Origin of the sequence: Curtobacterium sp. VKM Ac-2889, assembly GCF_015350855.1 — a bacterium.
GTDB classification, from domain to species: domain Bacteria; phylum Actinomycetota; class Actinomycetes; order Actinomycetales; family Microbacteriaceae; genus Curtobacterium; species Curtobacterium poinsettiae.
Genome location: NZ_JADKSC010000005.1, coordinates 247,966 through 261,865, shown reverse-complemented (window position 1 = coordinate 261,865; position 13,900 = coordinate 247,966). Strand labels below are relative to the sequence as shown.

13 protein-coding genes are annotated in these 13,900 nt (G+C 71.2%); 11 read left to right on the top strand and 2 right to left on the bottom strand.

Annotated elements, in window-relative coordinates:
* Positions 1-130: 130 nt before the first annotated feature.
* The 9 genes from ITJ50_RS16360 (at position 131) to ITJ50_RS16320 (ending at position 10,694) form a co-directional block, all read left to right on the top strand.
* Positions 131-880 (top strand): HAD family hydrolase, encoded by a 750-nt coding sequence (locus tag ITJ50_RS16360; protein WP_159556241.1) that lies wholly within the window; start codon positions 131-133, stop codon positions 878-880.
* Complete coding sequence (locus ITJ50_RS16355) at positions 877-2,064, top strand: tRNA (adenine-N1)-methyltransferase (protein WP_194590940.1); 1,188 nt, start codon at positions 877-879, stop codon at positions 2,062-2,064. Before ITJ50_RS16360 ends, ITJ50_RS16355 begins: the two co-directional genes overlap by 4 nt.
* Before the next feature lie 42 nt (positions 2,065-2,106).
* Positions 2,107-3,027, top strand: coding sequence for an FKBP-type peptidyl-prolyl cis-trans isomerase (locus tag ITJ50_RS16350; RefSeq protein WP_052481627.1), 921 nt, complete (start codon positions 2,107-2,109; stop codon positions 3,025-3,027).
* 71 nt (positions 3,028-3,098) lie between these two features.
* Positions 3,099-4,151 carry a helix-turn-helix transcriptional regulator gene (locus ITJ50_RS16345; protein WP_056068682.1) on the top strand — a complete coding sequence of 351 codons (1,053 nt, stop codon included), beginning with the start codon at positions 3,099-3,101 and terminating at the stop codon, positions 4,149-4,151.
* Entirely contained in the window at positions 4,144-5,115 is a 972-nt protein-coding gene (locus ITJ50_RS16340; RefSeq protein ID WP_017887311.1) for a helix-turn-helix transcriptional regulator, read from the top strand. The genes ITJ50_RS16345 and ITJ50_RS16340 overlap by 8 nt, the downstream gene beginning before the upstream one ends.
* Before the next feature lie 326 nt (positions 5,116-5,441).
* The gene (tatC, locus tag ITJ50_RS16335; protein WP_031259811.1) at positions 5,442-6,194 is read left to right on the top strand and encodes a twin-arginine translocase subunit TatC; all 753 of its coding nucleotides are present in this window, start codon (positions 5,442-5,444) and stop codon (positions 6,192-6,194) included.
* Entirely contained in the window at positions 6,191-8,629 is a 2,439-nt protein-coding gene (locus ITJ50_RS16330; protein ID WP_194590939.1) for a DEAD/DEAH box helicase, read from the top strand. The genes tatC and ITJ50_RS16330 overlap by 4 nt, the downstream gene beginning before the upstream one ends.
* Positions 8,630-8,640: 11 nt before the next feature.
* Positions 8,641-10,233, top strand: coding sequence for an apolipoprotein N-acyltransferase (gene lnt / locus ITJ50_RS16325; RefSeq protein ID WP_236559498.1), 1,593 nt, complete (start codon positions 8,641-8,643; stop codon positions 10,231-10,233).
* 110 nt (positions 10,234-10,343) lie between these two features.
* A complete protein-coding gene (locus tag ITJ50_RS16320; protein ID WP_027465636.1) occupies positions 10,344-10,694 on the top strand; it encodes an RNA polymerase-binding protein RbpA in 351 nt (116 codons plus the stop codon).
* 73 nt (positions 10,695-10,767) lie between these two features.
* On the opposite strand, the gene ITJ50_RS16315 is transcribed toward ITJ50_RS16320, so the two are convergent.
* Together ITJ50_RS16315 and ITJ50_RS16310 are read right to left on the bottom strand one after the other, a co-directional pair.
* Positions 10,768-11,991: an SPFH domain-containing protein gene (locus ITJ50_RS16315; RefSeq protein ID WP_017887316.1), complete on the bottom strand. Its 1,224-nt coding sequence runs from the start codon at positions 11,989-11,991 to the stop codon at positions 10,768-10,770.
* On the bottom strand, positions 11,988-12,461 hold the full coding sequence (locus tag ITJ50_RS16310) for an NfeD family protein (RefSeq protein WP_017887317.1): 474 nt from the start codon (positions 12,459-12,461) through the stop codon (positions 11,988-11,990). Before ITJ50_RS16310 ends, ITJ50_RS16315 begins: the two co-directional genes overlap by 4 nt.
* Positions 12,462-12,615: 154 nt before the next feature.
* Here ITJ50_RS16310 and ITJ50_RS16305 point away from each other — a divergent pair, with 154 nt between their 5' ends.
* Together ITJ50_RS16305 and ITJ50_RS16300 are read left to right on the top strand one after the other, a co-directional pair.
* A complete protein-coding gene (locus tag ITJ50_RS16305) occupies positions 12,616-13,377 on the top strand; it encodes an SDR family oxidoreductase (RefSeq protein ID WP_194590938.1) in 762 nt (253 codons plus the stop codon).
* A 10-nt stretch (positions 13,378-13,387) separates the two neighbouring features.
* Positions 13,388-13,840, top strand: coding sequence for an NUDIX hydrolase (locus ITJ50_RS16300; protein WP_194590937.1), 453 nt, complete (start codon positions 13,388-13,390; stop codon positions 13,838-13,840).
* Positions 13,841-13,900 lie beyond the last annotated feature (60 nt).

Below are 13,900 nucleotides of genomic sequence, written 5' to 3'. Positions count from 1 at the left end.
GGTGGAGCGGAGCGGGGCGGGAGCGATACCCCCGGCCGGACACGATTCAGGCATCCACTGTAGGCCCAGGGGGTGCCGGCGGACGTGCGCGTCCGCGCCCAGCGGAACGGCCCCGGTAGACTCGTCGCCCGTGACCGCGCATCCTCCTGCCCTCGTCCCGCCCGCAGCCGTGCTGTGGGACATGGACGGCACGATCATCGACACCGAGCCGATCTGGCAGCGGTCCCAGGTGGACCTGACGACCCGGTACGGCGCCGAGTGGACGGAAGCGGACGGCCTGTCCCTGGTGGGCAGCGGCCTCGAGCGCTCCGGCGAGCTCCTGCGGGCCAAGGGCGTCGACATGGAGGTCGAGGAGATCATCCAGTGGATGACCGACTACGTGATGGAGCACCTGCGCGACGGCGAGCTGCCGTGGCGTCCGGGTGCCCGTGAGCTCATCGAGGAGCTGCACGCCCGCGGCATCCCCACCGCCCTGGTGACGATGTCCCGGCGCAAGATGGCGCTCGTCGCCGCCGAGGCCCTGGGCGAGCGCGGCTTCCGCGTCGTCGTGGCCGGAGACGACGTCGACCGCCCGAAGCCGTTCCCCGACGCCTACCTGTCCGCCGCCGCGCAGCTCGGCGTCGAGCCCACCGCGTGCGTCGCGATCGAGGACTCCGCCACCGGCGTCGCGTCGGCCGTCGCCTCCGGCGCCGTCACGGTCGCCGTCGAGCACATCGTCCCGCTCTCCGAGATCGCCGGCGGCGACGTGCACCTGACCACCCTGGCGGGCGTCGACGTCGACCGTCTGGTCGAGTTGACGACGCCAGCACTGGCCGCACGGGCTGGAGGCGCGGTGCCGGACCCGGCGCACGCTGCGGACACCGAAGGGGTCACCCGATGAGCCACACCGACGACGCACGCGACTTAGCGGACGCGAGCAGCGCCTCCAGTCCGACCGCGGACCCGACCGCAGCCCTCCCGCACACCGCGGGCGGCGCACCCCACACGCCGCCGCGCGGCCCGTTCCGGGCCGGCGACCGCGTGCAGCTGACCGGTCCGAAGGGCAAGCTCACGACGCTGTCCCTCGAGACCGCCGGTGAGTACCACACGCACCGCGGGGTGCTCCGGCACGACGACGTCATCGGCCAGCCCGACGGCTCGGTCATCCGGGCGAGCACCGGCGACGAGTACCTCGCGCTCCGTCCGCTGCTCAACGACTACGTGATGTCGATGCCGCGTGGTGCGGCGATCGTCTACCCGAAGGACGCCGCGCAGATCGTGGCCTTCGCGGACGTCTTCCCCGGGGCCCGCGTGGTCGAGGCCGGTGTCGGCTCGGGGGCGCTGTCGCTGTTCCTGCTCCGCGCGATCGGCCCGACCGGGCAGCTGCAGTCGTTCGAGCGCCGCGAGGAGTTCGCCGCGATCGCCAGGGGCAACGTCGGCACCTTCCTGGGTGCTGTCCCGGACAACTGGTCCGTCACCGTCGGTGACCTGGTCGAGTCGCTGCCCGACGCGACCGAGCCGCAGAGCGTCGACCGCGTCGTGCTCGACATGCTCGCGCCGTGGGAGTGCGTGGACGCCGCAGCCGACGCCCTCGTGCCCGGCGGACTCATCGTCTGCTACGTCGCGACCGTCACGCAGCTGTCCCGCACGGCCGAGGCGCTGCGCGACACCGGACGCTTCACCGACCCGATGCCGAGCGAGACCCTGGTGCGCACCTGGCACGTCGAGGGGCTCGCCGTCCGCCCGGACCACCGCATGGTCGGGCACACCGGGTTCCTGATCACGGCACGACGTCTGGCCGACGGCACGGTCCTGCCGAACCTGAAGCGCCGCGCGGGCAAGGCGGAGTTCTCGGACGAGGACATCGAGGCCTGGACTCCCGGTGCCGTGGGCGAACGGGCGACGAGCGACAAGAAGCTCCGCAAGGTGGCCCGGCAGTCGGCGGCGCAGGCGCGCAAGGTCGCGGCGGCCGAGGCATCGTCGGCGGTGGTTCCGTCGGATGCCGCCGTGGCTCCGTCGGGGGCCGACGGGGTTCCGTCGGATGCCGCTGGGGCTCCGTCCGGGGCCGCCGAGGACGAACGGTAGGCTGACGGCGTGCCCGTCCTGCATCGAACGGAAAGAGGGTCCGTGCGCACCATCCCCGCACTCCTGGTCACCATCGGTCTCGCGGTGTCCCTCACCGCCTGCGCCTCGAACGGTGCCGGCACCACGCCCGCGAGCTGTGCCGCTCCCGGTGCCGCTTCCGAAGCGGTGACCGCCACCGGCAAGTTCGGCTCGGAGCCGAAGGTCACCGTGCCGAAGGGCCTCACCACCAAGGGCACCCAGGTGTCCGTGCTGAAGCAGGGCACCGGTCGCACCATCGACGACGGCACCCCCGTCCTGGTCGAGTACACCCTGGTCGACGGTTCCACCGGCCAGGTCGCCCAGACGAGCGGCTACTCGGGCCAGACCGCGCCGATCACCGCGGGCGCGAGCAACTACGGGGCCCTCGGCGACTCGCTGCAGTGCGCCCACGTCGGCGACCGCCTGGCGGTGGCCCTGCCGAAGAGCGCCCTGAGCAGCACCGGCGGCGCCGCTGGTACCGACTCGTCCAAGAAGACCGAGGACGCCGTGATCGCCGTCATCGACGTCAAGCGGGCGTTCGACGCCCGAGCCACCGGCACCCCGCAGCTCGCCGGCGACAAGATGCCCGCCGTCGTGCTCGCACCGTCCGGTGCCCCCGGCATCACGATCCCGTCGTGGAGCGCCCCGAAGTCGAACGAGACGCACCTGCTCCGCAAGGGCGACGGCCGCGAGCTCACCGCGAAGGACACCGCGGTCATCAAGTACACCGCCGTCACCTGGGGTGCCGACCCGTCCGTCGTCGGCTCCAGCTGGACCGACGGTTCCGGCGCGCAGGCGGTCCCGCTCACCAAGGGCCAGGTCGACGAGGGCGTCCGGAACGCGATCGTCGGGCACCGCGTCGGTGACCAGGTCCTGGCGATCGTCAACCAACAGGGGACCGCGAACGCCTACGTGATCGACGTCCTCGGAGCGATCTCGAACTGACCTCCTCCGACCGTCCACGGACCGCGGCGCGGGTGCACTCCGGTGCACCCGCGCTGCCGTAGGATCGGCTCGTGCCAGCGACCCGTGTGCCCCGTGTGCCCGCCGAGGAGCGGCTGTTCAGCCTCGTGCTCGCGCTGCTCTCGACGGAGTCCGGGCTGACCAAGGCCGAGATCCTGGCCAACGTGCAGGGGTACCGGCAGCGGTTCTCGACCGGTGGCGACAACGCCTCGCTCGAGCGTCAGTTCGAACGCGACAAGGACGACGTCCGCGAGCTCGGCATCCCGCTCGAGACCATCGAGACGCCGGGTGCCGCGGGCAACAACCAGACGCTCCGCTACCGGATCCCGAAGGGCGAGTACGACCTGCCCGTCGACGTCCGGTTCACCCCGGACGAATCCGCGCTGCTGTCGTTGGCCGCGATGGCGTGGCGCGAGGGCGCACTGTCCGCCGACTCCCGCCGCGGCCTGCTGAAGGTGCGCTCGGCGGGTGCCGAGGACGACGACGGTGCCCTGCAGCTCGGGGTCGACGCCTACGCCCCGCGGCTCCGCGCCCGGGACGCCTCGTTCGAACCGCTCCGCTCCGCGCTCGACCGCGGCGCAGCCGTCCGCTTCGACTACATCACGCCCGGGCAGCACGACGCCCGCCGGCGTGAGGTCGCCCCGCTCGCCCTCGTGCAGCACGGCGGTCGGTGGATGCTCGCCGCCCACGAGTTCGCGACCGACTCCGACAAGAACTACCTGCTGTCCCGGATCGTCGGACCCGTCACCCAGTACGCGGTCGGACAGCACACCGCGCCCGTCGGCGCGGGGGAGCGCACCCTCGCGGAACTCGAGCGGATCTGGGCCGAGCGCACCGCACGCATCGCCGTGGCACCCGGGTCCGACGCCGAACGCCGACTCACCCGTCGCCGCGACACCGAGACCGACGCCGACGGTGGGCTCGTGCTGCACCACGTCGACCCGCAGATCCTGGCCGAGGAGCTCGCAGCATTCGGTCCAGAGGTCCGGGTGCTCGAGCCGGCCGACCTGCGGGCACGGGTCGAAGAGCGCCTCCGCGCGCTCGTGCGCGACCACACCGACGACGACGGTGCCGCAGCCCCCGGAGAGGACCCCGTTCGTGGCTGACGCCCAACCCCTGCAGGCGCAGGACAAGCTCGCCTTCCTGCTCGCCCTGGTGCCGTACCTCATCGACCGCGAGCGTGTCTCGGTGGCCGAGGCCGCTCGGCACTTCGGGGTGCCAGAAGCCCGCATCCGCCGCGCCGTCGAACTCATCGCGGTGTCGGGGGTCCCGGGCGAGACGATGCAGTACCAGCACGGTGACCTGTTCGACATCGCGTGGGACGACTTCGACCAGAACGACATGATCGTCCTGACCAACCTGGTGGCGATCGACGACTCGCCCCGCCTGTCCGCTCGCGAGGCCTCGGCACTCATCGCCGGCTTGCAGTACCTGTCCGCGCTGCCCGAGGCCGCAGACCGCGACGCCATCCGCGCGCTCATGGCCAAGCTGTCCCGCGGTGCCGGGGGAGCGGCGTCGACCGTCGCCGTCGGGCAGGACCTGCACGACGTCGCCCTCGCCACCATCCGCCGGGCCATGTCGGACGGCCGCGGCCTGGTCTTCGAGTACGCCGGACCGCGCACGCAGGGCAGCACCCGACGGGTCGACCCGCTCCGCGTCGAGTCGATCGACACCGACTGGTACCTGCGCGCGTGGGACCTGGATCGACAGGCGCTCCGGACGTTCCGGCTCGACCGGATGTCCGGGGCCCGGGTCGACGACCGTCCCGCCGAGAAGACGATCGACCAGGTCGTCATCCCGGACACGCTGTTCCAGCAGGCCGCCGACGACGTCATCGTCACCGTGGAACTCGACTCCACGTCGCTGCCGTTGGTCGCCGACTTCCTGGCCGACACCGCCGACGCGCCCGACACCGACGGGCGTGTGCGCATCCGGCTCGCGGCGTCGCACGGGTTCGACGGGGTGGTCCGGCTCGTCGCGGGGTTGCCCGGCCGCGCGGTGGTGCTCGACCCGCCCGCTGCCCGTGACGCCGTGCGCGACTTCGCCGCCGCGGCCCTCGCCGCCGGCTGACGTCCGCCCCGGGGTCTCCGTCGGTCGCTTCTCGCCCGATCTCGCCAGGTGTGCCCGTTCCCGCTCGGTGGGCCGCGGGTGCCTGGTCGTTCCGGGCGTACCTGGTGCGTTGTTCCGACCAGGTGCGCCCGATCTCGCCAGGTACGCCCCGTTGCGCCCGCCCAACCGGCCACCCGCCGAACCCGCTCGGCCCGCCCGCACCCCGCCCACGCCGACCCCCGGCGGACTGTCGGTCCCGACCCCGTAAGATCGACCACATGGCTTCGACGACCGCGCGCGGGCGAGCGAAGCGGCAGGGGCGCCAGAAGACCGACGCCGAAGGCCGCATGTCGCTCGGGCAGCACCTCATCGAGCTGCGCAACCGCCTCTTCCGCGCAGTGGTGGCGATCGTCATCGGCGCGGTCGGTGGATGGTTCCTCACCCCGTGGGTGCTCGACTCGCTGCGGGCACCGGTGACCGAGCTCGCCAAGGTCGGCGGGCACACCGCCGAGCTGAATTTCCCGATGATCACCGGGGCGTTCGACCTCAAGCTGCAGATCGCGATCACCATCGGTGTCGTCATCGCGAGCCCCGTCTGGCTGTACCAGATCTGGGCGTTCATCGTGCCGGCGCTGATCCGGCGTGAGCGCCAGTACGTGTGGGGCTTCCTCGGCACCGCCATCCCGCTGTTCTTCGCCGGGTGCTACTTCGGGTGGTACATCCTGCCGCACGTGGTCGGCATCCTCGGCAGCTTCGTGTCCAGCCAGGACACCTCGATCGTCGACGCCAAGGCGTACTACGACTTCGTCATCAAGCTCATCGTCGCGGTGGGCATCGCCTTCGTCCTGCCGGTGTTCATCGTCCTGCTGAACTTCGTCGGCGTGCTGTCCGCCGCCGCGATCATCAAGAGCTGGCGTGTGGCGATCCTCTGCATCCTGGTGTTCTGCGCGATCGTGACCCCGAGCGCCGACGTCATCTCGATGTTCCTGCTCGCCGTCCCGATGGTGGTGCTCTACATCGCAGCGTGCTTCGTCGCCTGGATCCACGACCGCCGCGTGGCCAAGCGGCAGGCGAAGCTCGACGAGGAGTACGGCCTGTGAGCGGCACGAGCGCAGCTGAGCGCTTCGCCGCGGCCAAGGTGCGCAACCGGTCGCGCAACCTCGAGCTCTTCCGGACGGACCTGCGGTTCGACCTCGACCCGTTCCAGTTCGCGGCCTGTGACGCGCTCGACCAGGGCCGCAGCGTGTTGGTCGCCGCCCCGACCGGTGCGGGCAAGACGATCATCGCCGAGTTCGCCATCTGGCTCGCCATGCGGCAGCCGACGGCGAAGGTGTTCTACACGACCCCGATGAAGGCGCTCAGCAACCAGAAGTACGCCGAGCTCGTCGACGTCTACGGCGAGTCCGAGGTCGGCCTGCTCACCGGCGACACCAACGTCAATCCCCGCGCCCGCGTCGTCGTGATGACGACCGAGGTGCTGCGGAACATGATCTACGCCGATTCGGACCTGCTCGACGACCTCGCCTGGGTGGTCCTCGACGAGGTGCACTACCTGGCCGACCGGTTCCGCGGTGCCGTGTGGGAAGAAGTGATCCTGCACCTGCCGACCGAGGTCCGCCTGGTCTCGCTCAGTGCCACGGTGTCCAACGCCGAGGAGTTCGGCGACTGGCTGCAGACCGTCCGTGGCGACACCGACGTCATCGTCTCCGAAGACCGCCCGGTCCCGCTCGAGCAGCACGTCCTGGTCGGCTCGAAGATGGTCGACCTGTTCGACTCGAGTGGCGCGGCGGCGACGAACCGTGTCAACCCCGAACTGCTCCGCATGGTCGGCGGCGGCGCACGGAGCGAGCGGAACGGCGGCGGACACCGCGGTCGTCGTGGTCGCGGGGGCTACCCCGAGCGCCGTGGGCCGCGCACCGAGAAGGTGCACCGCGAGCAGATCGCGCACATGCTCGACGAGCGGATGCTGCTGCCCGCGATCTTCTTCGTGTTCAGCCGCAACGGCTGCGACCAGGGCGTCCGGAACGTCCTGCGGTCAGGGCTGTCGCTGACGACGGTGCCGGAGCGCAACGAGATCCGCGAGACCGCGGAGTACCACTGCCGCACCCTGCCGGACGAGGACCTCGCAGTGCTCGGCTACTGGGAGTTCTTGGAAGGCCTCGAGCGCGGGGTCGCGGCGCACCACGCCGGCATGCTCCCCGCATTCAAGGAGGTCGTGGAGAACCTCTTCCAGCGCAAGCTGCTGAAGGTCGTCTTCGCCACCGAGACCCTGGCGCTCGGCGTGAACATGCCGGCGCGCACCGTCGTGCTCGAGAAGCTCGAGAAGTTCAACGGCGAAGCGCGTGTGCCGATCACCCCGGGGGAGTACACCCAGCTCACCGGTCGTGCCGGTCGTCGCGGGATCGACGTCGAGGGGCACTCGGTCATCCAGTGGACCGACGGACTCGACCCGCAGGCCGTGGCGTCGCTGGCCAGCCGTCGCACGTACCCGCTCAACTCGTCGTTCAAGCCGACCTACAACATGGCGGTCAACCTGATCGACCAGTTCGGCCGGCAGCGCACGCGCGAGGTCCTCGAGACGTCGTTCGCCCAGTTCCAGGCCGACCGGTCGGTGGTCGACCTCGCCCGCAAGGTCCGCTCGCAGCAGGAGTCGCTCGACGGCTACCAGCAGGCGATGCAGTGCCACCTCGGCGACTTCACCGAGTACTCGGCGCTCCGCCGAGAGCTCTCGGACCTCGAGCGCACGAACGTCCCCGGGGGTCGAGAGGCATCGCACGGCGCCCGCCAGGAACGCCAGGCCGCGATCACCGCGGTCCGCCGTCAGCTGCAGCGCCACCCCTGTCACACCTGCCCGGAACGCGAGGCCCACGCCCGCTGGTCCGAGCGCTGGTGGAAGCTCAAGCGCGCCAACGACAAGCTCGTCCAGCAGATCCGGTCCCGCACGGGCGCCGTCGCGACGACGTTCGACCGGGTCACCGACGTCCTGCTCGAGCTCGGCTACCTGGTGGACGGCGGCAACGGTGAAGCCACCGTGGCAGCCGGCGGCCGTCGTCTGCAGCGGATCTACGGCGACCGCGACCTGCTCGTGGCCGAGTGCCTCGAGGCGGGTGTCTGGAAGGACCTCACCCCGGCGCAGCTCGCCGCCATGGCCGCGACGATCATCTACCAGCCCCGTCGCGAGGACGCGCCCGGCACCGAGCACGCGCTGCCCCGTGGTGCGTTCCGCCCGGCGCTCGACGAGACCCTGACGATCTGGTCACGCCTCGACGACATCGAGCGTGCGGCACGTCTGGCCGGCTCGCAGCCGCCCACCCCGGCGATGGCGGTCGGCATGTTCCGCTGGGCCTCGGGCTCGGCGCTCGACGACGTCCTCCGGACCCTCGACCTGCCCGCCGGCGACTTCGTGCGCTGGTCGAAGCAAGTCATCGACCTGCTCGACCAGATCCGGAACGCCGGCGACGACGACCTGGCCCAGACCGCGAGACGTGCGACGGACGCGGTCCGCCGCGGCATCGTCGCCTACGCAGCGGTCTGACAGGAGGCACGGTGCGGGTTCCGGAGACGACTGTGCGCGGGCTGCCCACGCGCGTCGGCCGCGGGGCGGCCGCGATCGGCCCGTTCGCCGCGTTGCCGCTGGGCACCGCGCTACCACTGGCCGTCATCGGCGGGATCCTGTTCGCCCTCGCGTTCCCGTCGCCCGGGTGGTGGTTCCTGGCCTACCCGGCGCTCGCCTGCATGCTGCTCGCGGTGATGGGGCAGCGTGCACGGCGCGCGGCGTGGATCGGCTACCTCGCCGGTGCGGCGTTCTGGATCCCCGCGATCTCGTGGGCCGGCCGCTACCTGGGCCCGGTCCCGTGGTTCGCGCTGGCGCTGTTGGAGGCCGCGTTCTTCGCCCTCGGCAGCGTGGCCATCGCCCTGGCGTACCGCTGGGTCGCGCGCGTGGTGCCGTCGACCGCCGGACGCGTGTGGGGCCTCCCGGCCGTCGTCGCCGCACTCTGGACCGGACGCGAGTGGTTCTCGGGGAGCTGGCCGTACGGCGGGTTCGCCTGGGGGCGGGTCGGGCTGTCGCAGTCGCAGGGGCCGTTCGCGCACCTGGCCGCGTACGTCGGCGTCCTCGGACTCACCTTCGTCGTCGTGTACTGCGTCGCGGTCGTCGTGTCGCTCGCGCTCGTGGCGCCCCGCGCGCCGGGCGTCACCCTCCGCCTGCCCGTGCGGGTGGCGACGGCGGGCCTGCTCGTCGCGGCGGTCCTGGCGGTGCCGGCGTGGCCGACGGCGACGAGCGGCACCATCCGGGTCGAGTCGGTGCAGGGCAACGGACCGGCTGGCTACTTCGACCGCGCGCAGCCCGGCGACGTCCTGGCGGCGCAGGTCGCGGCGACGGACGTGGACGCGAAGGGTGTGGACCTGGTCGTCTGGCCCGAGGCAGGTGCGGAGTACGACCCGCGCCAGCAGCCCGTCATCGCCTCGGCGCTCGACTCCGTGGTCGACTCGCTCCACGCTCCGATCGTCGCGGGCGCCATCACGCAGACGCCGTCGGGGGTCCTGCACAACACGTCGTTCGTGTGGACCGCGGACGGTTGGCAGTCCTCGTACGACAAGAAGCGCCCGGTGCCGTTCGGTGAGTACGTGCCCGATCGCTGGTTCTTCTCGAAGCTCGCGCCGTCGCTCATCGGTCTGCTGCAGCGCGACTACACGCCGGGGACGAAGCCGAACGTGCTGTCCGTGGCGGGGGTCCGTGCCGGCATCTCGATCTGCTTCGACATCGTCGACGACTCTCTGACCGCCGACATGGTGCGCGGGGGAGCGCAGGTGATCCTCGCGCAGACGAACAACGCCGACTTCTCGGGCACCGACGAGAACCTGCAGCAGCTCGAGATCGCGCGGATGCGGGCCATCGAGACCGGACGCTCGCTCGTGAACATCTCGACCGTCGGAGCGTCGCAGGTCATCGACCCGAGCGGCCGCACGATCGACCGGGTTCCTGAGTACACCGCGACCTCGATGGTGACCGACGTGCCGCTCGGGACGTCCACCACCCCGGCATCGATCCTGTCCGGGTCGATCACACTCCTGCTCGCCCTCGGCGGGCTGCTCGTGCTCCTGGCCTGCGCCCCCTGGGGGCGTCGCGCCCGCTCCTGATCCGACCCGCCGCGCCCAGCCACTGGGAACGGACTGTGAATGCGCCGGTACGGGATTGATGGGGCGTGGGACAGTGTTGTGGAGGGCAGACGAGCGAGAGGAGCACACACATGGCTGATCGGAGTCTCCGCGGCATGCGGCTCGGGAGTCAGAGTCTCCAGAGCGAAGAGGGCGTCGAGCTCTCGGATCGCAAGCGCGCGGTCTACCAGACGGATTCGGGTGAGACGTTCGACATCGTCTTCTCGGCTGATGCGGACGTCCCCCAGACCTGGTCGGAGCCCCGCTCCGGCCGCGAGGGCCGACTGCTCGGCGACGACGGGATCCCCGTCGAGGTCGCCGAAGAGGACGTGAAGGCACCCCGCACCCACTGGGACATGCTGCTCGAGCGCCGCTCGCGCGAGGAACTCGAGGAGCTCCTCGAAGAGCGCCTGCAGGTCCTCCGCGCACGACGCGGCGCCTGACACCCCACGCACGAACGACGACGCCCGCCTCGGTTCCCCGGGGCGGGCGTCGTCGTTCGTGCGTGCCGGCGTGTCAGCGCCGACCGGAGCCGTCGCTCGTCCGGTGACCGGAAGCGTCGTCGCCCGGCGTCGTCGGAGTGTCCTCGACCTGCTCGGCGGTCGCGTCATCGGCGGCCGCGATGTGGGCGTCGACGCTGCGGTTCGACTCTGCCAGACGCGCGTCGAGCTCGGACTCGGGGACGATGTCGGCGGCGGTGGCGTCCGCGCGCGGCATCGTCGTGTCGGCGGATCCACCCGCGGCGGTGTTCGCCAGGCTCTCGTTCGCGAGCTTCGAGATACGGGACAGGAAGTCCGCACCACCGGCAGCACCTGCAGCACCGGCGACCGGTCCGGCGCCGCCACCACCGCGGCTGGCGCTGAAGCCCTTGGCGATGCCGGACAGGGCCTCGGTGAACTCGCTCGGGATCATCCAGAGCTTGTTCGACGTGCCCTCCGCGATCTTCGGCAGGGTCTGCAGGTACTGGTAGGACAGCAGCTTCTCGTCGGGGTCACCGGTGTGGATCGCCTCGAACACGGTCGCGATGGCCTGGGCTTCACCTTCGGCACGGAGGACCTGTGCCTTGGCGTCACCCTCGGCCGCCAGGATCGCGGCCTGCCGCTGGCCCTCGGCCTCGAGGATCTGGGACTGCTTGGTGCCCTCGGCCTGCAGGATCGCGGCACGACGGCTGCGCTCGGCACGGAGCTGCTGTTCCATGGCGTCCTGGATGGACACGGGCGGCTCGATCGCCTTGAGCTCGACTCGGCCGACGCGGATGCCCCACTTGCCGGTCGCTTCGTCGAGGACGACGCGCAGCTGGCCGTTGATGTTGTCGCGGCTGGTCAGGGCCTCTTCGAGGTTCAGGCCACCGACCACGTTGCGGAGCGTCGTGGTGGTGAGCTGCTCGACGGCACCGAGGTAGTTCGCGATCTCGTAGGTCGCCGCACGGGCGTCGGTCACCTGGAAGTAGACGACCGTGTCGATCGAGACCACCAGGTTGTCCTCGGTGATCACGGGCTGCGGCGGGAACGAGACGACCTGCTCGCGCATGTCGAGCAGCGGCCGCAGACGGTCGATGAACGGCACCAGGAGGTTCAACCCCGGGTTGAGGGTCTTGTGGTACTTGCCGAGACGTTCGACGACGCCCGCGGTGGCCTGGGGGACGATGCGGATCGCCTTCGCCAGGACGACGATCACGAAGATGACGACGACGAGGATGAGGACGAGCAGTGCGATCGTCCCCGGGGAGATGCTGGTCACGAGGTGGCCCTTTCTGCGAGGCGCACGACCGCGGTCGACCCCTCGATCGACTCGACGACCACAGGGGTCCCGAGTGGCGGTGTGCGGTCGACGGAGTCCGCGGCGAACCGCGCGCTCCAGGTCTCGCCGTTGGCCAGGCGGACCTGGCCAGGGCTGGAAGCAGTGAAGGCGACCGCGACCGTGCCGGCGAGCCCGATGAGGCCCTCGACGTTGGTGCGATGCGGGTCGGCGCCACGGCCGAGGGCGACGAGCAGTCGCGGTCGGACGAGCGACAGCAGCACCAGGGCGGCCACCGCGGCGACGATGGCGGACAGCCACCACGGTGCGCCCAGGAGCGCGGCGACCAACCCGCCGGCGGCGCCCGCCGCGAGCATGATGAAGATGAAGTCGAGAGTGAAGATCTCGACCACGCCCAGGAGCAACACCAGGCCGATCCAGACGATGCTCTGGATCCAATCGATTCCGTTCACGCGATCTCCCTCCCTCGGTCGCGCGCGGCGGCTCGCTGCGTCGCGACAGCCGGTACAACTCCGTTCAACATATCAAGGACGTCCGACGACCGTGCAGGCGATTGGTAGGCTCGGTGCGCCCGACCGGCCGGAACCAGACCTGGAGAACACGACTGTGAGCAACCCCCTCGCCCCCGGATCCCTCACCGACAAGCGCGCCGTCGTCACCGGTTCGTCCCGTGGCATCGGCGCCGACACCGTCGGGTACCTGGCCGAGGCCGGCGCGAAGGTCGTCGTGAACTACCGCAACAAGGCCAGGCGGGCCGAGCAGATCGCCGAGAAGATCGTCGAGTCCGGTGGCTCCGCCCTGGCCGTCGGCGCCGACCTCACCGAGCACGACTCCGTGCAGGCCCTGGTCGACACGGTCGTGCAGGAGTGGGGCGGCATCGACCTGCTCGTGCTCAACGCTTCGGGCGGCATGGAGTCCGGTGTCGGCGAGGACTACGCGCTCCGCCTGAACCGCGACGCCCAGGTCGACATGCTGCAGACCGCCGTGCCGCACATGCCTGCCGGGTCGCGCGTGGTCTTCGTCACGAGCCACCAGGCGCACTTCGTCGAGACCGCCGAGACGATGGACGAGTACGTCCCGGTCGCCAAGAGCAAGCGTGCCGGGGAACTCGCCCTCCGCGAGCTCATCCCGCAGCTCGAGGCCGCCGGCATCGAGTTCGTCGTCGTCTCCGGCGACATGATCGAGGGCACGATCACGGCGACGCTGCTGAACCGCCTGAACCCCGGCGCGATCGAGGGTCGTCGGCAAGAGGTCGGCAAGCTCTACAGCGTGTCCGAGTTCGCGGCCGAGATCGCCCTCGCCGCCGTCGAGCCGATCCCCGCCGACCACACCAAGCTGGTCGGCGACGTCAGCGGTTTCGTCGGCTAACGTCGGGCGGGTGACCGCCAAGCCCGGCCTGCGCCGCACCTCCCGCATCCTGCTGCTCGACCCCGAGGGCCGCGTGTTCCTGATGGACACGAACTCGCCCTCGTCGGACGACGCCCACCGCTGGATCACGCCGGGTGGTGGGGTCGACCCGGGGGAGTCCCACCGCGACGCCGCGATCCGCGAGCTGCGCGAGGAGACCGGGATCGTCATCGACGAACCCGGTGAACCGGTCTGGTCGTGGGACTTCACGGTCGAGTGGGACCTCGCCGACCACGACCGCGGGCACGCCGAGTTCTACGTCGTCCGCACGCCCGGCTTCGAGCTGTCCGACGCCGAGTGGACCGACGACGAGCGCGTCGACATCCTCGCCTCGCGGTGGTGGACCGCCGACGAGCTCGAGGCGACCGACGAGGAGTTCGAACCCGCCGAGCTGCCGGACCTGGTGCGCCGGCACGGCGCCTGAACACCGCACCACGGCCTGACGGCCGACCCAGGACCGGACGGGAGGCCCGTGGCGGCCCCG